Raw genomic sequence first — 22320 nt, 5'->3', positions numbered from 1 at the left:
TCCGATGATAGGCGGCGGTACGTCAGGATGGCGTTAAGACTGCAGCGGACGAGGCGAGGCGACGTCCGCTGCGACCGCTCAGTGCGGCACCACCACTGGCTCCGCAACGAGCGGCTTGTCGCCGTCCTTGCGGTGCGCCATCCGGTACAGCAGCGGCAACACCAACAGGGTCAGGATCGTCGACGACAGGATGCCGCCGATCACAACGGTGGCCAGCGGGCGCTGGACCTCGGCGCCTGTGCCGGTCGCGATCGCCATCGGCACGAAGCCGAGCGAGGCTACCAGCGCCGTCATCAGGACCGGACGCAGGCGCGTGAGCGCACCCTCGGTGATCGCCTGGTCGAGCGACATGCCGCCTTCGCGCAGCGAGCGGATGAACGAGATCATCACAAGCCCGTTCAGCACCGCCACCCCGGACAATGCGATGAAGCCCACCGCCGCGGTGATCGACAGCGGGATGCCGCGCAGCGCCAGCGCCACGATGCCGCCGGTCAGGGCGAACGGGATGCCGGTGAACACCAGCAAACCATCCTTGACGTTACGGAACATCATGAACAGCAGCGTGAACACCAGGAACAGCGCAAGCGGCACCACGATCTGCAGGCGCGCGGTCGCGGACTGCAGCTGCTCGAAAGTGCCGCCCCACTTCATCCAATAGCCGGCCGGGATCTTCACGCCGGCAGCGATCGCCTCCTGCGCCTCGGGCACGAAGCTACCGATATCGCGACCGCGCACATTGGCGCTGATCACGATGCGGCGCTTGCCGTCCTCGCGGCTGATCTGGTTCGGCCCCGGGGCCAGTTCCAACGTCGCCAGCTCGCCCAGCGGGATAAAGGCCGCGCCCGCCGAGGGAGCCGCGCCACTGCCGCTCCCGGCGCTGCCCTCCGCTCCGACTTGCGCCGGCAGCGGGATCGGCAGGCGCCGCAGCGCGTCGAGGTCGGTTCGCTGGACTTCCGGCAAGCGCACCACGATAGCGAAACGGCGGTCACCCTCAAACAGCGTGCCGGCTTCGCGCCCGCCGGTGGCGGCGGCGATGGTTTCCTGCACGTCAGACATGTTCAGGCCGTAGCGCGCAGTCTTGTCGCGGTCGATCTTGACGGTCAACATCGGCAAGCCGGTAGTTTGCTCGACCTTCACCTCGGCAGCCCCAGTCACGCGCTGCAGCACCGCTGCGATGCGCGCCCCGGTCTGGTTCAGCACGTCCATGTCGTCGCCATACAGCTTGACGGCGACGTCGCTGCGCACCCCGGAAATCAGCTCGTTGAAGCGCAGCTGGATCGGCTGCGAGAACTCGTAGGCGTTACCGGTGTACTTGCCGGCCTCTTCCTGGATTGCCGCGACCAGCTCGGCGTGGCTGCGCTTCGGCTTCGGCCAGTCGGCCTCGGGCTTGAGCATGATGTAGCCGTCCGAGATATTCTGGGGCATCGGGTCCGATGCGATCTCGGCGGTACCGGTACGGGCGAACACGCGCTCGATCTCCGGGAACTTCGCCTTCAATCCCACCTCGAGTTTTTGCTGCATCTCGACCGATTGGGTCAGGCTGGTCGCCGGGATGCGCAGCGCCTGGATCGCGACGTCGCCTTCGTTCAGGTTGGGGATAAACTCGCTGCCCAGGCGCGTGGCCAGCAGGCCGGACAGCACCACGACGACGATCGCGCCGGTCAGCACCACCGGGCCGTTGCGCAGCACGGCAGCGAGCGCCGGCGCGTACAGGTCGCGCGCCTTGGACATCAGGCGGTTCTCCTTCTCGGCCACGCGCTTGCCGATGAACAGCGCCACCGCGGCCGGCACGAAGGTAATCGAAAGGATCATCGCGCCCAGCAGGGCGATCACGACCGCGAACGCCATCGGGTGGAACATCTTGCCCTCGACCCCGCTCAAGGCGAAGATCGGCAGGTACACCACCATGATGATCAGCTGGCCGAACAGCAGCGGCCGGCGCGCCTCCTGGGCGGCAGCGAACACTTCGCGGAAGCGTTCCTTCAACGTCAGGTCACGCTTCAGGTGTTCCTGCACATGGGCGAGGCGGCGCACGCAATTCTCGACGATCACGACGGCACCATCGATGATGATGCCGAAGTCGAGCGCCCCCAGGCTCATCAGGTTGGCACTCACCTTCCCAGTCACCATGCCGCTGAAAGTGAACAGCATCGACAGCGGGATCACCATCGCCGTGATGATCGCGGCGCGAATATTGCCGAGGAAAAGGAACAGGATGACGATCACCAGGATCGCGCCTTCCATCAGGTTCTTCTTGACCGTCGCGATCGCCTTGTCGACCAGCACGGTCCGGTCGTACACCGGCACCGCCTTGACTCCGGGCGGCAGGGTACGGTTAATCTCGGCCATCTTTTCTGCCACCGCCTGCGACACTTGCCGGCTGTTCTCGCCGATCAGCATGAACACGGTGCCGAGCACGACTTCCTTGCCGTTGTCGGTGGCGGCACCGGTGCGCAGCTCCTTGCCGATGGCGACGTCGGCCACGTCGCGGATGCGCACCGGTACCCCGTCGACGTTCTTGAGCACGGTGTTGCGGATGTCGTCCATGGTGGCCACCTGGCCCGGCGCGCGGATCAGGAACTGTTCGCCGGAGCGTTCGATGTAGCCTGCGCCGGTGTTCTCGTTGTTGCGCTCCACCGCCAGCGCGATGTCGCCCAGGCCCAATCCGTAGGAGCTTAGGCGATTGGCGTCCGGCGTGATGTGGTACTCCTTGTTGAAGCCGCCGATCGAGTTGATCTCGGTCACTCCCGGCACTTGGCGCAACTGGGGCTTGATGATCCAGTCCTGGACTTCGCGCAGGTCGGTCGGCGTGTACTCGCTGCCATCCGGCTTTTTCGCTCCCTCCTCGGTCTCCACGGTCCACAGGTAGATCTCGCCCAGGCCGGTCGAGATCGGGCCCATGACGGGGGTCGCGCCTTCCGGCAGGCCTTCGCGCGCTTCCTGTAGCCGCTGGTTGACCAGCTGGCGCGCGAAATAGATGTCGGTACCGTCCTTGAAGATCACGGTCACCTGCGAAAGGCCGTAGCGCGACAGCGACCGGGTCTGCTGCAGGCCGGGCAGGCCCGCCATTACGGTCTCGACCGGGTAGGTGATGCGCTGCTCGACTTCGAGTGGCGAATAGCCCGGCGCCGACGTGTTGATCTGGACCTGGACATTGGTAATATCCGGCACTGCGTCGATCGGTAGGCGCTGGTAGTTATAGACGCCGATCGCCGCCATGGCGAGGACCAGCCCCATGATCAGCCAGCGGCTGTCGATGGCGAAACGTATGATGCGTTCAAACATGGGTTCTCCTGGTCAGTGTGCGTGCTCGGCGCTGCCCTTGCCGAGTTCGGCCTTGAGCACGAAGCTGCCGTTGTTCACGTAGCGCACACCCGGCGCCAGTCCCTCTAGAATCTCGACCGCCGGACCATCCACGATGCCGGTCCTGACCGGCTGGGCGCGGAAGCCCTCTTCCGTCACCACGAAGACCGAAGGTTTGTCCTCGACCGTCTGGATGGCACCGACCGGCACCGTGACCGGCGCCACGCGGGTTCCCTGGGACAGCAAGACGTCGACGAACAGGCCCGGACGCCAGGCGGCCTCGGGGTTGTCGATGATCACGCGCGCAATCGCGCTGCGGGTCTGGGCTCCAACCAGCGAACCCACGTAGCTCACCTTGCCCTTGGCGGACAATCCAGCGGTCGGGGCGGTGATGGTGGCGTCGACGCCACTACGCACGGTGCCCAGGTCCTTCGGTGTTACGGCTAAATCGACCCAGACACGCGACAGATCGCTCAGCACGAACACATTGGTGTTCTCCGCCACGGCTTCGCCGATGGTGATGTGCTTCTCCACCACCACGCCATCGAACGGTGCACGCAGTTCGTAGCGGTTAAGGGCGCCGCCGCCGGTCTTTACGTCCAGCGCGGTCAGCTTCGAGCGAGCAGTCTGCGCGGCCAATTCGGCCTCGCGGAACGCCTGCTGGGCCTGCAGGTAATCCTGCTCGGCCGAGATGCGGTCCTGCCACAGCTTCTTCTCGCGCTCGTACAGGGTCTTGGCCAGGGCCAAGCGGGTCTGGGCCGCGTCCAGGCTGCTACGCAGGTCGGCCAGCGCAGGGCTCGAGATCACCGCCAGCACCTGCCCTTTCTTCACCGACTGGCCGAGCTCGGCCGGAGCCGATTCGGCCACGCCGGGCAGGCGCGGCACCACATGAGCGGTCAGGTCTTCGTTGACCCGCACCTCGCCGGGCAGGCGGATCGTGTTGGTGATGGTGGCAGGGCCAGCGATGGCGCTGGTGATGCCGGCCGACTTGATCTGCTCGGCGCCGAGCTTGACGACGTCTTCGTCGCCATGCTCTTCCTCGGCGCCTTCCTTGGCGCCATCTTTAGCGGCGGCCTTCGGTGCCTCGGTGTGCGCACTCTCGGCGTGGCCGTGGCCGTCGTCGTCGCCGGCGGGTTCGCGGTTCCAGAAAAGGATCGCCAGCGCCAGCACGGCGCCGACAGCCACGATCGCCGCGATCAGCGGCATGGATTTCTTGTTTTGCTTGTTGGGGGCAGTCATTGGATGCTTTCCTTGAAAATGGCGGTGCCGCCGGCGCCTGGCGTCGGCACCAGGCGCTCGATGTCGGTCGCGGCCAGGTAGCGCGCCGACAGCGCGCGCAGGTATTCGGTGCGCGCCAGGATCAGCGCGCGCTGGGTGTCGAGGACGTCGAGGAAGCCGAACTTGCCGAGCTCGAAGCCGGTGACGGCGGCGTCGTAGGCTTGCTGGGCGGCTGGCACCATGTCGCGCCGCAGGCTGTCGAGCTGGAGCTGGGCGACCTCTGCGCGCTCGCGCGCATCCATCAGCGCCCCGTGCAGGCGCAGGCGTTCGGCGTCGAGCTCGTCGCGGGCCTGGTCGGCGCGCTGCAGACTGGCCGCCAGGTTGCCCTGGTTGCGGTTGAACAGCGGCAGTGGAATCGACACCCCCAGCAGAGTTTGGGTGGCGCCGTTGCGTTCGCGGTCGCGCTGGCTGCCGACTGTCACGCGCAGGTCGGGTATCCGCAACGAGCGCTCTACCCGCACCAGCGCTTCCTCACGCCCGACCTGGACGCGCGCCTGGCGCAGGCGCGGCGCCGACTCCAGGCGCTGCTCCAGCTCGGCCACCGGTGGGATGGCGGCGAATTCGAGCTCCGGTGTGACCAGCGGCTGCTCGACCGTGCCGGTGCTGCCCATCAAGGTAGCCAGCTTGCGACGTGCCTGCGACAGCTCGGCCGTGGCCTGGGTCAGCTCGAGCCGCACCGCCGCTTCGGCGACACTGGAACGGGTCTGCTCGACCGGCGAGATCTTGCCGGCCGCGACCCGGCGCGCTGCGGCATTGGTGGCACGGCTGGCTACCTCAATCGCCGAACGGGCCAGCGCGACGCGTTCCTGCACGGTCAGGGCGTCGAGATAGGCGGCCATGACGTCGGCGCGCAGCTCGGCGCGGCGGCCGCTGACAGCGGCCTGGGCCAGCGCCCGCTCCTGCTCTGCGGCGGCGATGCGGGCACTGCGCTTGCCGCCGAGCTCGATGGCCTGGGAGATCTCGACGGTCTCGACCCGGCTACGGCGGTCGGTTCCCTCGGTAGAGAGGCCGAGTTCGGGGTTGGGCAAGACGCCGGCCTGGGCCCGCAGGCCGTCGGCGATGCCGATCGCTCGGCCTGCCGCGCGCAGGTCGGGATTGCGGACGTAGGCTGCCTGCAGCGCCTGCTGCAAGGTCAGGGGCGCCGTTTCGCCGCCCACCGCAGCGGCGGCCACGGCAGCGGCGCGCGGCGTGGCGGCAAGCGCATCCGCCTGCGCCATGGGTTGTGCATAGGTGGGGACGGTCTGCGCGAGCATCGCGATCGCCCCCATGATCAGGAATCTGGGTTGCATGGATAACTCCGAAAGAATTGAATCGAAAGCTATCCGGCGACAGGCCTCCCATGCGGCGCGCGCGTCAACGCGCGGCCACGGGCCATGTGGGCTACATCAAGTGCAGGTAAATGCCGCCGGACTTACACGGCGGCGCGCCATTGGGGGCGCTCGGGTGGGAGCTGGACGACCGAGGCGAAACGCACCTCTGTGGTGGCCGGCGCGAGTCTGGCCAGCATCAAATAAGGTGCCGGCGCCACGGCGGCCGGCGCCAGCACCGCATGAACGCAGGAAGCGCAATGCGTGTGGGCGGCGGTCTTCTTGCCGGACGCCGTCTTACCGTCGTCGACGGCTGCCAGGCGCTCGGCGGCTTGCCCCTCGAGGTCGTCCTGCTTATGCTGGTGGTGCCCCAGGTGCTTGGCTGCGGCGCCGGTCTCGTGCATGCAATAGGCGCTGATCGCACTCCAGGTGAACTGGAACGCGAGCATCAGCAGCAGGCAGGAGAGGATGCGGCGGGTCATGGGATGAAGTATACCATCGGGGCCGATTAGATGCTGCGCTCGTGCAACTCTGCACGTAATAAACGCAAACCGTTGAAAATAACCAACAGGCTGGCGCCGACATCGGCGAAAACCGCCATCCACAGGGTTGCCCAGCCGCCGATCGCCAGCACCAGGAATACCGCCTTGATCAGCAAGGCCGCCGCGATGTTCTGGCGCAGCACGGCAAACGTGCGCCGGCTCAGGACAACAAATTCGGGCAACTTGCGCAAGTCGTCGTCGAGCAGCGCCACGTCGGCGGTCTCGATGGCGGTGTCGGTGCCGGCCGCGCCCATCGCGAAGCCGATGCTGGCGCGCGCCAGCGCCGGGGCGTCGTTAATGCCGTCGCCGACCATGCCGACCATGCCGTAGCGCGCCACCTCGGCCTCCACCGCCGCCAGTTTCTCTTCGGGCAACAGGCCGCCGCGGGCGTCGTCAATGCCGACCTGGCGCGCGATCGCGGCGGTGGCGACCACGTTATCTCCACTAAGCATGACGGTGCGAACGCCAAGCCGGTGCAGGCGTTCCACCGCCTGTACGCTCGTCGCGCGGATGGTGTCGGCCACGCCGATCACCGCCAGCACGCGCGCGCCCGCGCACAACGCCACTGCAGTCTTGCCTTCGCCTTCCAGCCGGTCGATCGCGCGCGCCGCTTCGACATCGACGCTGCCGAGTTCGGCCAACAGCCGGGCGTTGCCGAGAGAATATATGGCGCCCGCGACACGGCCCTGGGTACCTCTTCCGGGCAAAGCCGCGAAGTCGTCAACCTCGGGCAAGACCTGCGCCTCGCGCTGTTCCTGCCAGTGGCGGCTGATAGCCGTCGAAACCGGATGGTCGGAGCGGCTTGCCAGCGCCGCCGCCAGGCGCAGCGCCTCGTCGCCATCGCCGTTCAGCGGCACCATGTCCGTCAGCGCCGGCCGGCCCTGGGTCACGGTGCCCGTCTTGTCGAGCGCCACGCTGCGTAGCGAGGCGCCCTGCTCCAGGTAGACGCCGCCCTTGACCAGGATGCCGGCACGCGCCGCCCGCGCGAGGCCGCTGACCACCGTCACCGGCGTCGAGATCACCAGCGCGCACGGGCACGCGATGACCAGCAGCACCAGCGCCTTGTAGATCCAGTCGTCCCAGGCGCCGCCCATCAGCAGCGGCGGCAGCAGCGCCACCAGCAGCGCCACCACGAACACGATCGGCGTGTAGACGGCGGCGAAGCGGTCGATGAAGCGCTGGGTCGGCGCGCGCTTGCCTTGCGCTTCCTGCACGGTGCGGATGATGCGCGCCAGGGTCGAATCGTCGTGGGCGGCCGTCACGCGGTACTCGAACGAGCCGCTTTCGTTGATGCTGCCCGCAAACACCCGGTCGCCGGCGCCCTTCGGCACCGGCATGCTCTCGCCCGTGATCGGCGCCTGGTTGACGCTCGATTCGCCGGCCGTCACTTCGCCGTCGAGTGCGACCCGCTCGCCCGGCGCCACCCGCGCCAGCGTGCCCACGGTGACGCCGGCCGCGGCGCGTTCGCGCCACTGCCCGTCGGCGTCGCGCACGGTTACGCGCTCGGGCGTCAGCGCCATCAGACCCTGGATCGCGTTGCGCGCCCGGTCCAGCGCGCGCGCCTCGATCTGCTCGGCCAGCGCGAACAGCACCATTACCATCGCCGCCTCGGGCCAGTGCCCGATCAGGACGGCGCCGGTCACGGCGATCGACATCAAGGCATTGATATTCAGGTCACGGTGGCGCAGCGCGGCCCAGCCCTTGCGATAGACCCCAAGGCCGGTCAGCGCGATCGCGATCACGGCCAGCGCGAACACCGGCCAGGCGCCGTCGTTGCCTGTCGTCCAGGCCCAGGCCTCTGCGCCGATTGCGGCCACCAGGCCGAGCGACAGTCTGAGGAACGGCGCGCGCGATGACGCCGCCGGCGTCTGCGCAGCGCCCGGCGCGGGCGCCGCCGTCGCGCCAGGCGGCGTGGCCGCCGTCTCCGTCATAGCGGCGGTGCGTTGCGTGCCAGCCGGAGCCATCACGGGCACCATCGCCAGCGCGCGGATTGTATCGAGGATCGGCGCCGGATCGGCCATCGTATGGGTGATCCGCAGTTCGCGCTGCATCAGGTTGAAGTCGAGCTGTTCGACGCCGGGCAGCTTACCGAGTGAACTGCGCAATACGCGTTCCTCGGTGGGACAGCACATCTGGGCAATGTGCACTGTCATCTGCCGTGCGTTGGGCGCCGCGGCATCCGGAACGGCTTGGACGTTCGGCTCGTCCAATTCCGCGGGAATAATCCGGATCACCGGTCCTGTCGGAGCGATTGGGATGGTCCGGGCCGGCGGCTTGGGCTGGCAACAGGACTTGGAATTGCAGTCCGACATGACGTGTCCTCGAGAAGTGTGTAATATCTCCATTTAACAGCCTGTACCTGGTACAGGGTCAAGGCTTTTCTTGCAAAGGATCGAAAAATGAAGATCGGAGAATTAGCACAGCGGACCGGATGCTTGGTGGAGACCGTCCGCTTCTACGAGCGGGTCGGCCTGCTTCCTCCTCCTGACCGCCACGCCAACAATTACCGTAGCTACGGACAGGAGCATGCCGACCGGCTCGGCTTCATCCGACATTGTCGCGCGCTCGACATGACACTCGATGAGATCCGCGCCCTGCTGGCGTTGCGCGACCATCCGCAACAGAGTTGCGCCGACGTCAACGCCCTGATCGATCGCCACATCGGCGACGTCACCCAGCGCATCGCTGCCCTCACCTCGCTCGAAACGCAACTGCGCCAGTTGCGCAGCCAGTGCGGCGGCGGCGCCGGAGGCGCCTGTGCCATCCTGGACGCGCTAAGCACGTCCTGACCTGGCGCCGCGGCGCCGACTCAGGCGCCTCGGTTCGCCTTGCGGTATTCGTTCCAGGCGTCGCGCAGCGTGCCGACGCCGCCGTAGATCGCAACGAGAGCAATGGCCGCGCCCACCAGCAAGTCTGGCCAGTTGGCGCCGAACAGGTAGACCAGCACGCCGGCCACGACGATGCCGGTATTGGAAGCGAAGTCGTTGATGCTCATGGTCCACGCAGCGCGCAGGTTGACGTCTTCGCTGCGGAAAGCGCGCAGGATGCGAATGCACCAGTAGTTTAGCCCGACGGCCAGAAAGGCCATTACCACCATTACCGGCCCCAGCGGTTCGGACCCTTCCTGGTAGCGCCCCCAAGCGTCCCAAAGCACTCCTGCGGCGAGTAGCAGCAGCATGACACCGGTGATCGCCGCCGCCGCGGCCTTCCACTTGAGCGACCGGGTGACGGCGAAATAGCTGACCGCATAGGTTGTCGCATCCGACAGGTTGTCGAGCGCGTTCGCCATCAGCGCGCTGGAATCGGACGCGCGGGCCGCCGCGAAAAGGCCTGCCGCCAGGCCGCCGTTGATGAACATTACCTTCAGCAACGCCGATTGCTGCTTGCCGGCGTCGGCACTGTCCGCCGGCCTGGTTTCGATCGAATGATGTCCGCTCATGCGGCTCCTTTCAGTGCGGGTTTGGCGCCGGCGTCGCGGTAGGCGAGCAGGCGCAGGGCGTTGAAGACCACCAGCAGGGTCGATCCTTCGTGCATCGCGACCGCCGGTCCGATGCCGAGGCCGAGGATGGTGGCCGGGATCAGGATCGCCACCACGCCCAGGCTGACGAACACGTTCTGGCGGATGATCCTGCGGGTCTGGCGGCTCAGGCCCACCGCGAACGGCAGGTGGCGTAGGTCGTCCGCCATCAGCGCGACGTCGGCCGTCTCGAGCGCGACATCGGAGCCGGCCGCGCCCATCGCGATACCGACAGTGGCGTTCGCCATTGCTGGCGCGTCGTTCACGCCGTCGCCGACCATCGCCACACGCGCTTGGCGGCGCAACTCACGGATCGCTTCGACTTTATCTTCCGGCATCAGGTCTCCCCAAGCTTCGTCCAGGCCGACGTCGGCGGCAATCGCCTCTGCGACCTTGCGGTGGTCGCCCGAGATCATGACCAAGCGTTCGATGCCGAGGCCGCGCAGCGTCTGCAGCGCCTCGCGCGCGCCGGCGCGCGGTGTGTCCAACAGCCCGATCGCGCCCAGGTCGCGCCCGCCCATGCGCACCACCATCGTGGTGCGGCCCCGTTGGCGCAAGCCTTCGGCAGCGGCCGACGCAGCCGGGCCCAGAGCCGGCACGCCGTCGGCACCGAACATCTCGACCTTGCCGATCCAGACCGGCTGGCCGTCGATCTTCGCGCCAACGCCCCGCCCGATCAGGTTACGCAGGCCGCTCGCGGCCGGCAACGCCAGACCGCCCAGGCGTGCGCCACCGTCGCGCGCGATGGCGGCGGCGAGCGGGTGGTCGCTCAGCGACTCCACCGCGACCGCGACTGCCAGCAATTCCTGTTCGCTGCTGCCATCGACAGGCTCCAGGTCGACGATACGCGGCCGGCCTTCGGTGAGCGTGCCGGTCTTGTCGAAGGCCATGGCGTCGAGCGCGCCGAGTTCCTCGAGTGGCGCGCCGCCTTTGACCAACACCCCGCCGCGCGCCGCGCGAGCGATCCCCGACAGTACCGCGCTCGGCGTGGCGATCGCCAGCGCACATGGGCTAGCCGCGACCAGCACCGACATCGCGCGGTAGAAACTGTCTCGGAACGGTTCGTCGACCACGACCCAGGCGAACAGCAGAAGTACCACCAGGCAGAGCACGGCCGGCACGAAGATTCGCTCGAAGCGGTCGGTGAAGCGCTGGGTCGGCGACTTTCGGGTCTCGGCCTCGCTCACCATCTTGACGACCCGCGCCAGTGCCGACTCACCCGCGCGCCGGGTAACCTCGATCTCGAGACTGCCAGCGCCGTTGATGGTGCCAGCGAAGGCGCGCGACGCAGCGTCGACGGCGTCAGGCCGTACCCGCGCGCTCGTCGCGTCCTCGACTGGCCGCTTGTCGACGGGGATGCTCTCGCCGGTCACCGGGGCCTGGTTGACTGCCGAGGTGCCGGCCACGATGAAGCCGTCGGCCGGCAGGCGCTCGTTCGGTTTCACCAGCACGATGTCGCCGATCTCGAGCTGCTCGACCGGCACCACCAGCAGCGCGCCTTCGCGCCGCACCGTCGCATTGTCGGGCGCCAGCTCCGCCAGCGCCTCGATCGCGCGCCGCGCACGGCCCATCGCGTAATGCTCCAGCGCATGCCCGAGACTGAACAGGAACAGCAGCAGCGCGCCTTCTGCCCAGGATCCGAGCGCCGCGGCGCCGCCCGCCGCGACCAGCATCAGGGTATCGATCTCGAAACGCTTGAGCTTGAGGTTGTCGATCGCCTCGCGCACCGTGTAGAAGCCGCCGAACAAATACGCCAGCAGGTAGCAGGCCAACGGCAGCCAGTCCGGCGCGCCCGCGAACCAGCGTTCGGCGACGAAACCGGCGGCCAGCATGGCGCCGCTGGCGAGTGCGAAGATCAGTTCGGTGTTAGGGCCGAGCAGGCCGCCATGCGCGTGGCCGTGCTCCTCACCATGCTTGTGCTCGTGTTCGTGCTCGTGTTCATTGCTGTGCGCATGCCCATGGCCGCCGTCGTGCGGCGCCGTGACGCCCAGCGCCGCCATTGCCTGGCGCAGCGCGTCCTCGGAAGTCAGGCTGCGGTCGAAGTCCAGGTGCACCAACCCCGCCGCGCTGACCTGCGCCGCCAGCACGCCTGGCTCACCCCCGAGGCGCTCGGCCACGGTGCGCGCTCGGCGCGCATGGCCGATGCCGTCCGCCTCCCACAGCACGTGACCGAAGCGTTCGCCGACGCGCGCGCCGCTGGCCTGCACCAGTTCGCGCACCCGCGCCAGCGGCAGCACAGCCGGGTCGTAGTGGATGCACAGCTGCGGCGGACCGTCGCCGGCGGGTGCCTCGACATGCACATGCTGCACGCCTTCCCTGCCTTGCAATTCCCCCAACAAGCGGCCGACAACCGCGTCATCGGCGTCGAGGACACCCGGCAGCAGCACCGGAATATCGAGACGCAGTGCATTATTGGTATGGGCCATGATTATCCTTTCGACAAGATCGCTTGCGGGGCCTGGCCCTGAACCCGCCGGGCCGATCGTAGAAAACAGCGTGTTAAGATGATGTTAAGCACGTGACGCGCCTACTGGGCGCGCGCTTCGCCCAGCGCCTCCTCGACCATCCGCAACAGCGCAGCGGGATCCGGCTCCGCCAGCGGTTGGCCGTTGACGAAGAAGGTCGGCGTGAAGCGCACGCCCACCGCCTGCAGGTCGGCGACTTCCTGTTCCAGCATCTTTTCCACCGTATCGCCGGCATTGAATTCGCGCGCCGTGCCCAGTTCCAGACCCGCTTCGCGCGCGAACTCCCAAGCGCGCTCCGGGGCCGGTGCGCCGTGGCTGGCCCACACCGGCTGGCCGCGCATCAACGCGTCCAGCACCGGCTCGAAGCGTCCCTGGCGGCGCGCCGCTTCGAGTATCCGGACGCCGGTGACGGAGACGTCGCCGTGGAAAGGCGCGTAGCGGATCACCAACCGTACCCGCTCCGGGTGGCTGCGCAATATCTGCTTGACGTGGGGATGGAACGCGCGGCATGCCTCGCATGCCGGATCGAGGAATTCGACGATGGTGACCGGTGCGGCAGCCGGGCCGAGCATGGGCAAATGCGGACGTTCCATGCTGCCCGCGTGCGCAGCGGCCAGGCTGGAGCCCTGCTCCTGCTGCGCGCGCCCATACCACGAGGCGCCGGCGACGAAGGCGGCAATGGCCAGCAAGGCGGTGAAGATGACGATACCAGTGCGTGTACTCATGCGGGGGTCCTCGATCGGATCAAGACAAGAAACAGCGTAATGGTGGAAAAGGCGGCCAGGGCCAGCAACGGCAGCGGCAGCCCTCCCAGGATGGTCATGTCGGCGCCCGCGCAGGACACGCCGCCACCACAAGGGGTAATACTCTCGGCCACCAGGCCGAGGTAGACCAGGCTGTGCAACAGCGCCACCAGCACGCCCGGAATGCTCAGCGCCAGCGCGTAGCGCCAAACGCCGGCGTCGCCGCGCAGGCTGGCCAGCCCCAGCACGATCGCCAGCGGGAACATGAAGGCGCGCTGGAACCAGCACAGATTGCAGGGCGCCTGGCCCATCACCTCGCCCACGAACAGCACCGCGCCGCTGGACAGCAGCGCGACCAGCCAAGCGCCGAACAACAGCACCCAGCGGCGGTCTGTCGCGCGCTCAGTCATGGCTTGCCGGCTTGGCGGCCATGGCGTCCCTGGGCCGAACGAAGCGCAGGTACAGCGACGGTAGCACGAACAGGGTCAGCAAGGTACTCGATACCAGCCCGCCGATGACGACCGTGGCCAGCGGGCGCTGGACCTCGGCCCCGGCGCCGGTGGCCAGCGCCATCGGCACGAAGCCGAGCGACGCCACCAGCGCCGTCATCAGCACCGGACGCAGGCGGCTCAGGGCCCCACTGCTGACGGCCTCGCGCCACGGCAGGCGCCGGGCCAGACCGTCGATGGCGCCCGCCATCACCAGGCCGTTGAGCACCGCCACGCCCGACAGCGCAATGAAGCCGACCGCCGCCGAGATCGAGAACGGCATCCCGCGCAGCCACAGCGCGCCGACGCCGCCGACCAGCGCCAGCGGCACGCCGGTGAACACGATCGCGGTGGCGCGCCACGACTTGAGCGCCGAATACAGCAGGAACACGATCAGCGCGAAGCACAGCGGTACCACCAGCAGCAAGCGGTCGCGCGCCCGCTCGAGGTTCTCGAACTGCCCGCCCCAGGCCAGCCAGGTGCCGGCCGGCAGGCGCACGTTGGCGTCGATGGCGGCCCTGGCGTCGGCCACCACGCCGGCGATGTCGCGCCCGCGCACGTTGGCCTGCACCACGATGCGGCGCTTTCCGTTCTCGCGGCTGACCTGGTTGGGGCCCTTGGCCGTCTTCAGCCGCGCCACCGCACCCAGCGGCAAGAAGCCCCCGCCCGGCAGCGGCACCGGCAACTGCGCCAGGCCCTCGATGTCCTGCCGCTGTTCCTGGCCCAGGCGCACTACAACGTCGAAGCGGCGGTCGCCCTCGTAGATATGGCCGGCCTCGCGCCCCGCCAGCGCGGCGCCCAGCGTGTCGTACACGTCGGCCGCGGACAGGCCGAGGCGCCCCATGGCGTCGCGGTCGAGCACCGCGTCGAGCAGCGGCAAGCCCTCGACCTGCTCGACCCGGACGTCGGCGGCGCCCTCCACCGTCCGCAACTGGGCGGCGACCAGTTCGGCGCTCCGGGTCATGGCGTCGAAGTCGTCGCCATAGACCTTGACCGCGATGTCGCCGCGCACGCCGGCCAGCAGCTCGTTGAAGCGCATCTGCAGCGGCTGCGTGAACTCGTAGTTCTGGCCCGGGATGCCGGACACCGCCGCCTCGATCTTCTCGAGCAGCTCGGACTTGTCCAGCTTTGGATCGGGCCAGTCCTTGCGGTCCTTGATCATCACGAAGGTGTCGGTGGCGTTGGGCGGCATCGGGTCGGCCGCCAGTTCGGCGGTGCCGGTGCGCGAGAACACCAGCTTTACCTCGGGCACCCTGGCCAGCGCCTTCTCGACCGCGAACTGCATCGCCTGGCTCTGGTCGACCGAGGTGCCGGGCACGCGCGAGACCTGCAGCAGCACGTTGTGCTCGTCCAGAGTCGGCAGGAACTCCTGGCCCAGCGTGGTGAACAGGGCCAGCGCGCCGGCGAAGGCGCCGGCGCCGATGCCGGCGGTGAGAAGCGGCCGGCGCAGCGCGCGTTCCAGCCACGGGCGGTAGCCGCGCGCGGCGGCGCCGACGATGCGGTTCTCCTTTTCGTCCACGTGTTTCGTCAGGCACAGCGCGATCATGGCCGGCACGAAGGTAAGCGACAGCACGAAGGCGAAGGCCAGCGCCAGGATCACGGTGATCGCCATCGGCGCGAACATGCGTTCCTCGACGCCCTGAAAGGCCAACAGCGGCACATACACCAGGATGATGATCGCCTGGCCGAACACGCTCGGGCGGATCATCTCGCGCGCCGCCGCGGCCACCGTTTCCATGCGTTCTTCCGTGTCCAGCACCCGGCCCAGCGCATGCTGGCGCTCGCCCATGCGGCGCAACGCGTTCTCGACGATGATGACGGCGCCATCGACGATCAGGCCGAAGTCCAGCGCGCCCAGGCTCATCAGGTTGGCGCTCAAGCCGGTCTGGAGCATGCCGGTTGCCGTCAGCAGCATGGTAATCGGAATCACGGCCGCCGCGATCAACGCCGCGCGGAAATTCCCCAGCAGCGCGAACAGCACCGCGATCACCAGCAGCGAACCTTCCGTCAAGTTTTTCGCAACGGTGGCGATGGTCGAATCGACCAGCTGGGTGCGGTCGAGCACCGGTTTGATCACGACGTCCGGCGGCAGCGAATGGGCGATTTCCTTGAGCCGAGCGTCGGCCGCCATCGCCACCGTGCGGCTGTTCTCGCCGATACGCATGACGGCGGTGCCGACCACCACTTCGCGCCCGTCTTCCGACGCCGAGCCGAAGCGCACCGCCTGGCCGGTGCCCACGCTGGCGACCTGGGACAGCAGCACCGGGGTGCCGTCGTGGGTCGCGACCACGGTGCGCGCCAGTTCGGCGCGGCTGGTCACGCGCGCATTGGCGCGCACGGTCAGCGCTTCGCCGTTGCGGTCGACGATGCCGGCGCCGCTGCTGGTGTTGTTGCGCTCCAGGCTGGCGGCCAGGTCGGCCAGGCTCATGCCGACCGCCGCCAGGCGCTGCACGTCGGGCCGCACCACGTATTGCTTGACGTAGCCGCCGATCACGTCGACCCCGGCCAGGCCCGGCGTGCTCTTGAGCTGGGGCGCGACGATCCAGTCCTGCACCGTGCGCAGGTAGGTCGCTTTCTCGACCTCGGTGCGCAGGCGTTCGCCTTCCGGCGTCAGGTAGCTGCCGTCCGCCTGGGCGCCGGCGCTGGCGCCCTTCTCGTGGCCAGTGGCGAATTCGACCGTCCACATATAGATGTCGCCCAGGCCGGTGGCGATCGGCCCCATCTCGGCGTCGACGCCGGGCGGCAGCTCGCGTTCGGCGCCGCGCAGGCGGTCGGCCACTTGCTGGCGCGCGAAATAGATGTCGGTGTCATCGCTGAACACCGTGGTGATCTGGGCGAAGCCGTGGCGCGTGATCGAGCGCGTCGACTCGAGGCCGGGGATGCCGGCGAACGCGGTCTCGATCGGATACGTAACCTGGCGTTCCAGTTCGCCCGGCGACAACGCCGGGGCGACCACGTTGATCTGCACCTGGTTGTTCGTGATGTCGGGCACGGCGTCGATCGGCAGTCGGGACAACGCCACCGCGCCGACGATCGCCAGCACGATGGCGGCCAGCAGCACGTGCCAGCGCTGCCGTATCGAGAAATTGACGATGGCGGCGATCATGCGCGCATGCCCTTCGCGATGACGAACAGGATGGCGTCAGTGGTCATGGTGGCCTCCCTCGCCCTTGCCGAGTTCGGCCTTCAGGATGTAGCTGTTGGTGGCCGCGACCTGTTCGCCGCCCTCGAGGCCTTGCGTGACCGCGACCCAGGCGCCGCTGGCGGCGCCCAGCACCAGGTGCTTGACCGCGAAGCCGTCCTTGCCGCGCACGAACACGCTCGGCTTGTCCTCGACCGTCTGGATGGCGCTGCGCGGCACGGCGAGCTGCCCTGTTCCCTCGCCAGCGCCGAGCGGCACCGAGGCGCGCACCGTCTCGCCGATGCGCCACAGGCCCTGGCCGTTCGGCAGCATCGCCAGCGCGCGCACCTGCAGCGTGGCCGGATCGACCACCCGCGACAGCGAGATCACGCGCGCCTCGGCGCTGCGCTTGCCCGCGCTGACGGTCACCGGCGCGCCCAGCGCGACCGCGCCCGCGTCGTCAGGCGACAGCGACAGCTCGACCGCAACCTGGGAGAGGTCGGCGACCCGGAACAATTCGGCGTTCGGCGCGACCACGTCGCCCAGCGCGACCTGGCGCGCGGTGACGAAGCCCTTGATCGGCGCGCGGATCGCGAGCCGGTTCAGGGCGCCGTCGACCGCGCCGCCGGATGCTGCCAGGCGCTGGCGCGCCAGGTCGACCCGGATCCGGGCCTGCTGCGCCGCGGTGCGCGCGGCGTCAAAGTCCTGGCGGGCCGTGACCTGCTCGCGCAGCAGGCGCTCTTCGCGCCGCAGGGTCGATTCGGCCAACTCGAGCTGGCGCTGGCCGCTCGCCAGTTCGGCCTGCAGCTCGGCCACATCGGCGCTTTCGATCACCGCCAGCACGTCGCCGCGCGCCACCGCGTCGCCCAGGTTGCGGCGCAATTCGACCACGCGACCGCCGACCGCGGTCGCCACCACGCCGGTCGCGGCGGGATCGGCCACCAGCACGGCGGGCACCTCGAGCGCGCCGGCAAAGCCGCTTTTCACAGGCAGTACCGAGATGCCGGCGGCGGCGACCTGGGCGTCGGTCAGGCGGACCATGTCGGCTTCGCCCCCGGCATGCTCGTCGCCGTGCTCGTCGCCATGGCCGTCTTCGTGCGCGTGGCCATGCTCGTCCTTTTCCTGCGCGTGCTCGTCCTTGCCTTGCGCATGGTCGTCATGGTCATCGTGGTGCGCGGCCTCGGCGGCCGGCTTGGCAGCCGCCGCCGCGGGTGCGCCTTCCGGCGTGCGGCCACAGGCGCCGAGCAGGAGCAAACCGGCGCACACGGCCGATCGGAGAAGTGCTTGCATATTCTTATTCCTTATAGAGTGGCGCGCTGCTTCCTTGCAGGCGCGCGAGGCGGGCGCGGGCTTCGTGCAGCGCGGCCAGGGCGTCGATGGCGGTGGCGCGGGTCTCGGCCAGCGAGCGCTCGGCTTCGATCAGGTCGAGTTGCGAGAATTTGCCTTCGGCGTAGCCGATCCTGGCGATGCGCGCCGCCTCGCTGGCGGCGTCCAGCGCCGGGCCGTTCGCCGCCAGCGCTGCGGCCTGGGTGTCTGCGACCTCGGCCAGGGCATCGATGGCGGCCTGCTCGGCATCCCTGGAGACCATTGCGCGTTCCGCTTCGGCGCGGTCCAGTTCGGCGCGGCTGCGCGCCAGTTCGGCGCTGCCGGTATTGAACAGCGGCAGCGGGATCGACAGGCCCAGCACGGCAGCCGAATCGCGGCTGTCGCCGTAGCGGCGGGTGCCGGCGGTCACGACCAGCTCGGGGATGCGCGCGCTACGTGCGGCGGTGCTGCGCGCCCGCGCGGCGGCGACCTGGGCGTCGGCGGCGGCGACCGGCAGCAGCGCGCCCGCCACCGGCGCCGGCACGCCAGTACCGGCATCGTCGAACCAGGGAGCGGCCAGCGTCACCGGTGCGGCCAGGTCGAGCAGCCGCGCCAGCGCATTCGACGCCGTGCCGACCGCGCGCGCCAGCCGGTCGTGCTTGACCTGGGCATTGGTGAGCATCACCTGGGCGCGCTGGCGCTCGATCGGCGAGGCCTTGCCGGAATCGACGCGTTCGCCCGCGACACGCGCCCCGCGCTCGGCCAGCGTCAGTTCTTCGCGTGCCACCACCAGCCGGCGCTCGGCCGCAGCCACCGCCGTGCAGGCCAGCGTGATGCGCAGCGTGGTGTCGGCGCGTGCGGCAAGCGCATTGACGCCGGCGAAATCGCGCTCGGCCTCGGCCACGGCGATGCGCGCAGCGCGCTTGCCGCCCAGTTCCACCGGGAGCGACAGCGAATAGGTTTTTTCGCCGCCGCCGAAGCCGGCGTAAGGCCCCGAGCCGAGCACGTTCTCGGCCTCGACATTGAGGACAGGATTGGGACGCAGCCTTGCGGCGTCGAGGCCGGCGTCCGCGGCACGCACACCCGCCGCAGCGCCCGCCACGGCCGGAAGCCGTTGTTGCGCCAGCACAATGGCCTGGTCCAGGGTCAGCTCGGAAGCCTGGGCCATGGCAATAGGGAAAATCGCCAGTAATGCGGCGAACCGCCTGGCAATGAATGGACTTCGCATGGAAAGAGGAGTTGCTTGACGGTGAAGGAGCTTCACTTTATAAAGCTTCAAGTCACTATAAGGTCAAGCGGAACTATGCAAAATTTCAACATCGGCGAGCTGGCACGCGCCGCCGCCACGCCGGCGCCAACGGTGCGCTATTACGAGAAGATCGGGCTGCTGCAGTCGCCGGCGCGCACCGCCGCCAATTACCGGACCTACGGGAGCGGTGACCTGGACCGCCTGATCTTCGTGCGGCGGGCGCGCGATATCGGCTTTTCGATTGACCAGATCCGGAATCTGCTCGACTTGTCGGACCAGCGCGAGCACGATTGCGGCACGGTCGATTGCCTGGCGCGTGAGCACCTCGACGCGATCGAGCAGAAGATCGCCGATTTGGTGGCGCTCAAGATCCAACTGTCGGGCCTGCTGTCGTCCTGCGGCGGCGGCAGGGTCGGTGACTGCAGGATCATCGATGCTTTGAGCCGGCGTGACTGAGGTGAGCGGCGAGTCTTGGCTTCTGTGTGTTCGCGAAGGGGACAGTGGCATCCATTCAAGCCGATTACAACGGCTTGCTGAGCCGCTGACGGTGAACTCGATCTGAGCCGCGTCTTTACTGAATTTAATTCCGTGCTGAAGCGACTTGTAAAAACAAAACGGGCCCCAAATCAGGCCCATTCGTTTATTATTTGGAGGCGAGGATCGGAGTCGAACCGACCTAAACGGCTTACCAGGCCGTATTCTCACTAATGAAATCAAGGGCTTAGCTGAGAACCGCACTTTTCACCGCTTGAGATCGCTCAGACGACGTTCTGAGCTTCTGCAAATCCTACTTCGCAAACTGAATCGCCCCGGCTTTCATGGAGACGGGCTTACGTGGTCGGTGGGACAACCTAATCAATCAATTGCTCGTAATAGTTTGCCACGGCATCACTCGGCGGCATGTAACCAGACGAGACTGCGTCATCACAATTTTTCCCATCGGTGCAACGGGCAGGCAGGCCATACCGGCGTCAAGATCAACAAACGGCGACGCGCCCTGGTGACGCCCACCCGAACCAAGCGGCGGCTCTGCACGTAGGGGGCGATGTCTCCCCGCCAGACAAAAGATGATGTCGGGCCATCCTCCGCTTGGCGAATCTCTCGCACAAAGATCACTCCATCGAACTGCTTACCCTTGGCCTTGTGCACGTTCATTACCTGAATACCTGGTAGCTCGGCGATACCGTCCAGGAGCTGCTCTTGCGCCAGCGCCGAATCCAGAGCGACGCGGGCCCGAGTGTACGCCCCGTCACTCAACCATTCGTCCGACAGCGCCGCCGAAATGCGCTGGCCGCGTTGGAATGCGACGAGGTAATCAAGTTGGGTGGCACACCGGATCAGTTCCTCGCGGCCACTGGCACGCAGGTACCGTTTCACTACCATCCAGTCTGCCGCTGGATCTCCTGTCAATCCATCGCGCCGCAATTTCAACAGGATCTCACGCAAAGCGACGACCAACTTAATGTTCACTGCTTTTCCAGCCCGGATTTTGGCTGCCTGTTCCAACAGCTTATCCACCGCTGCCTTTGAACCACCGGTTGAGCGACGCGCCGCAGCAACCAATTCCATACAGGTCACAATATCGGCTGCCTCGGCATCTTCTTTCTTCGGCTCAAGCAGGAAAGCCGCCAGACGCGCGGTCAGCAGAGCCTCTGCTTCGTCGAACAGCAGTTTATGGCGCACGACTTTCCCCGGGTTAGCACCCAACCCATTCAGCGCGTTCGATACCTTCAACGCCCCACTCTTACCCATGGTGAGTATCGCTACGGCGCTGACTGCCCCCTTGCCGTCTGCCCGCAGATCACGAAACAGACTGCACAATGCGCGGCGCAGCAGATGATTCCAGTTCGGCGCTTGCCTACCGACGCCGTACTGGATCGATGCCACACCGGCATAGGCGCCGGGGTTGACCGTTGAGGCTAGCAGCTCGTTACCAAGGAGTAAGATTTGGGTTCCCGGGCTACGGTGATTATCGTTACCTAAGTCCGCCTCCAGCGGCTGGAGCGCGGCGCGTATGCTGCGAATCCGCTCCGGCCCGACACCGGGCAAAAAATCGAAGATCTGCTGTTCCAGATCCGCTAGGCAAATGATCTGGGTATGCGGAGAAAGCAATTCAATGCAACGCCAGGCATCGTCTCCGGTATCTTGCGCTTCGTCCACGATGACGAGCGGATAGGTCATTGCAACTTGTGCCAGGACATTCGAACTGGCCGCTAGCAGTGCTGCCGTATTCGGTGCGAACAGGTCGAAAGCTACCCTGCCATCCTCTCGGAACAGGCGCTCGCGCTCCTGTTGCCAAGCCGCCCAGTCAGCGTCGTCCTTGTCAATGCCACCGTTGATGGCCTTTTCGTCCTGTGGCAACAGGATAGAAAGCTTCTTCGGGGCGCCCAACAGGTAACCATGGATCTTCAGCTGATTCCAGAAGAAGGAGTGGAACGTCTGCACGGACAGAGCGACGAGGTTCGATTTGGGGACTACTAAGTTAGCGGCATCCAGCACGCGGGCCACAGCTGCCCGGGAAAAACTGAGGAACAGAATAGACTGACCCGGCGCTAAGCCTTCCCGAATTCGCTTTAAGGCCTTCTTCAGCGCAAGCGTGGTCTTGCCGCTGCCCGGCCCACCCAGCACCATCGCATGGCCGGTACAGTCCAGGATCAGATCGCGCGGATCGACGTCCGCCATGCTTACTGCTCCTCGCCGGCGCCGTTGACCGCCGGCTCCACCATCATCCCAAATACTTCGTACAGGAAGTTCATGACTGAGTGGGGCAGCTCTCCATATTCGCATTCCTCGAACAGGCGTGCAGCCCAGCCAGCGCCTTTGCTACTTTTGAGCGCGCTGCGCGCCAACACGCGTACCGCAGCTTCAACCGGGCGCTGGACGGTAATCCCCCCACAGAAAGAGCGCGTTTAGAAGTAGAATTTTCTACTTAAGAACAGAAAGCTCTACATGAAGACGTCCCGTTTTACCGACAGCCAGATCATCGCCATCCTCAAGCAAGC

The 22320-nt window shown here is 67.3% G+C and carries 15 protein-coding genes; 2 read left to right on the top strand and 13 right to left on the bottom strand.

Going from position 1 to position 22320, the window contains the following annotated elements; all coding sequences use genetic code 11:
- Nucleotides 1-78: 78 nt before the first annotated feature.
- The 5 genes from J3U95_RS26240 to J3U95_RS26220 all read right to left on the bottom strand — a co-directional run bounded on the left by J3U95_RS26240 (nt 79) and on the right by J3U95_RS26220 (nt 8742).
- On the bottom strand, nt 79-3285 hold the full coding sequence (locus J3U95_RS26240; RefSeq protein ID WP_071362223.1) for a CusA/CzcA family heavy metal efflux RND transporter: 3207 nt from the start codon (nt 3283-3285) through the stop codon (nt 79-81).
- Between the two features lie 12 nt (nt 3286-3297).
- A complete protein-coding gene (locus tag J3U95_RS26235) occupies nt 3298-4542 on the bottom strand; it encodes an efflux RND transporter periplasmic adaptor subunit (RefSeq protein ID WP_071362222.1) in 1245 nt (414 codons plus the stop codon).
- Nucleotides 4539-5870 (bottom strand): TolC family protein, encoded by a 1332-nt coding sequence (locus J3U95_RS26230; RefSeq protein WP_208281505.1) that lies wholly within the window; start codon nt 5868-5870, stop codon nt 4539-4541. Before J3U95_RS26230 ends, J3U95_RS26235 begins: the two co-directional genes overlap by 4 nt.
- Nucleotides 5871-5992: 122 nt before the next feature.
- A complete protein-coding gene (locus J3U95_RS26225) occupies nt 5993-6370 on the bottom strand; it encodes a hypothetical protein (protein ID WP_208281504.1) in 378 nt (125 codons plus the stop codon).
- A 26-nt stretch (nt 6371-6396) separates the two neighbouring features.
- On the bottom strand, nt 6397-8742 hold the full coding sequence (locus tag J3U95_RS26220; RefSeq protein WP_370662112.1) for a heavy metal translocating P-type ATPase: 2346 nt from the start codon (nt 8740-8742) through the stop codon (nt 6397-6399).
- A 126-nt stretch (nt 8743-8868) separates the two neighbouring features.
- On the opposite strand from J3U95_RS26220, the gene J3U95_RS26215 reads away from it, so the two are divergent.
- Nucleotides 8869-9219, top strand: coding sequence for a MerR family DNA-binding protein (locus tag J3U95_RS26215; protein WP_370662111.1), 351 nt, complete (start codon nt 8869-8871; stop codon nt 9217-9219).
- Between the two features lie 20 nt (nt 9220-9239).
- On the opposite strand, the gene J3U95_RS26210 is transcribed toward J3U95_RS26215, so the two are convergent.
- From J3U95_RS26210 to J3U95_RS26180, 7 genes are all read right to left on the bottom strand, one after another.
- Nucleotides 9240-9869 (bottom strand): cation efflux transmembrane domain-containing protein, encoded by a 630-nt coding sequence (locus J3U95_RS26210; protein ID WP_208281502.1) that lies wholly within the window; start codon nt 9867-9869, stop codon nt 9240-9242.
- Nucleotides 9866-12373: a heavy metal translocating P-type ATPase gene (locus J3U95_RS26205; protein ID WP_208281501.1), complete on the bottom strand. Its 2508-nt coding sequence runs from the start codon at nt 12371-12373 to the stop codon at nt 9866-9868. The genes J3U95_RS26210 and J3U95_RS26205 overlap by 4 nt, the downstream gene beginning before the upstream one ends.
- Before the next feature lie 101 nt (nt 12374-12474).
- Nucleotides 12475-13137 carry a DsbA family protein gene (locus J3U95_RS26200; protein ID WP_208281500.1) on the bottom strand — a complete coding sequence of 221 codons (663 nt, stop codon included), beginning with the start codon at nt 13135-13137 and terminating at the stop codon, nt 12475-12477.
- The gene (locus J3U95_RS26195; RefSeq protein WP_071362216.1) at nt 13134-13565 is read right to left on the bottom strand and encodes a disulfide bond formation protein B; all 432 of its coding nucleotides are present in this window, start codon (nt 13563-13565) and stop codon (nt 13134-13136) included. Before J3U95_RS26195 ends, J3U95_RS26200 begins: the two co-directional genes overlap by 4 nt.
- Nucleotides 13558-16749: an efflux RND transporter permease subunit gene (locus J3U95_RS26190; protein ID WP_208281499.1), complete on the bottom strand. Its 3192-nt coding sequence runs from the start codon at nt 16747-16749 to the stop codon at nt 13558-13560. The genes J3U95_RS26195 and J3U95_RS26190 overlap by 8 nt, the downstream gene beginning before the upstream one ends.
- A gap of 36 nt (nt 16750-16785) precedes the next feature.
- Entirely contained in the window at nt 16786-18054 is a 1269-nt protein-coding gene (locus J3U95_RS26185) for an efflux RND transporter periplasmic adaptor subunit (RefSeq protein ID WP_208281498.1), read from the bottom strand.
- 4 nt (nt 18055-18058) lie between these two features.
- On the bottom strand, nt 18059-19237 hold the full coding sequence (locus J3U95_RS26180) for a TolC family protein (RefSeq protein ID WP_208281497.1): 1179 nt from the start codon (nt 19235-19237) through the stop codon (nt 18059-18061).
- Nucleotides 19238-19372: 135 nt separating this feature from the next.
- Here J3U95_RS26180 and J3U95_RS26175 point away from each other — a divergent pair, with 135 nt between their 5' ends.
- Nucleotides 19373-19774: a MerR family transcriptional regulator gene (locus tag J3U95_RS26175; protein WP_208281496.1), complete on the top strand. Its 402-nt coding sequence runs from the start codon at nt 19373-19375 to the stop codon at nt 19772-19774.
- A 468-nt stretch (nt 19775-20242) separates the two neighbouring features.
- Here J3U95_RS26175 and J3U95_RS26170 read toward each other — a convergent pair whose 3' ends face one another.
- Nucleotides 20243-22000, bottom strand: a complete 1758-nt coding sequence (locus tag J3U95_RS26170; RefSeq protein ID WP_208281495.1) for a UvrD-helicase domain-containing protein — start codon at nt 21998-22000, stop codon at nt 20243-20245.
- Between the last annotated feature and the right edge of the window lie 320 nt (nt 22001-22320).

Origin of the sequence: Massilia oculi, from assembly GCF_017582745.1 — a bacterium.
GTDB lineage: Bacteria > Pseudomonadota > Gammaproteobacteria > Burkholderiales > Burkholderiaceae_D > Telluria > Telluria oculi_A.
The sequence above is the reverse complement of the archived record's forward strand: the minus strand, read 5'-3'. Positions and strand labels throughout refer to the sequence as shown.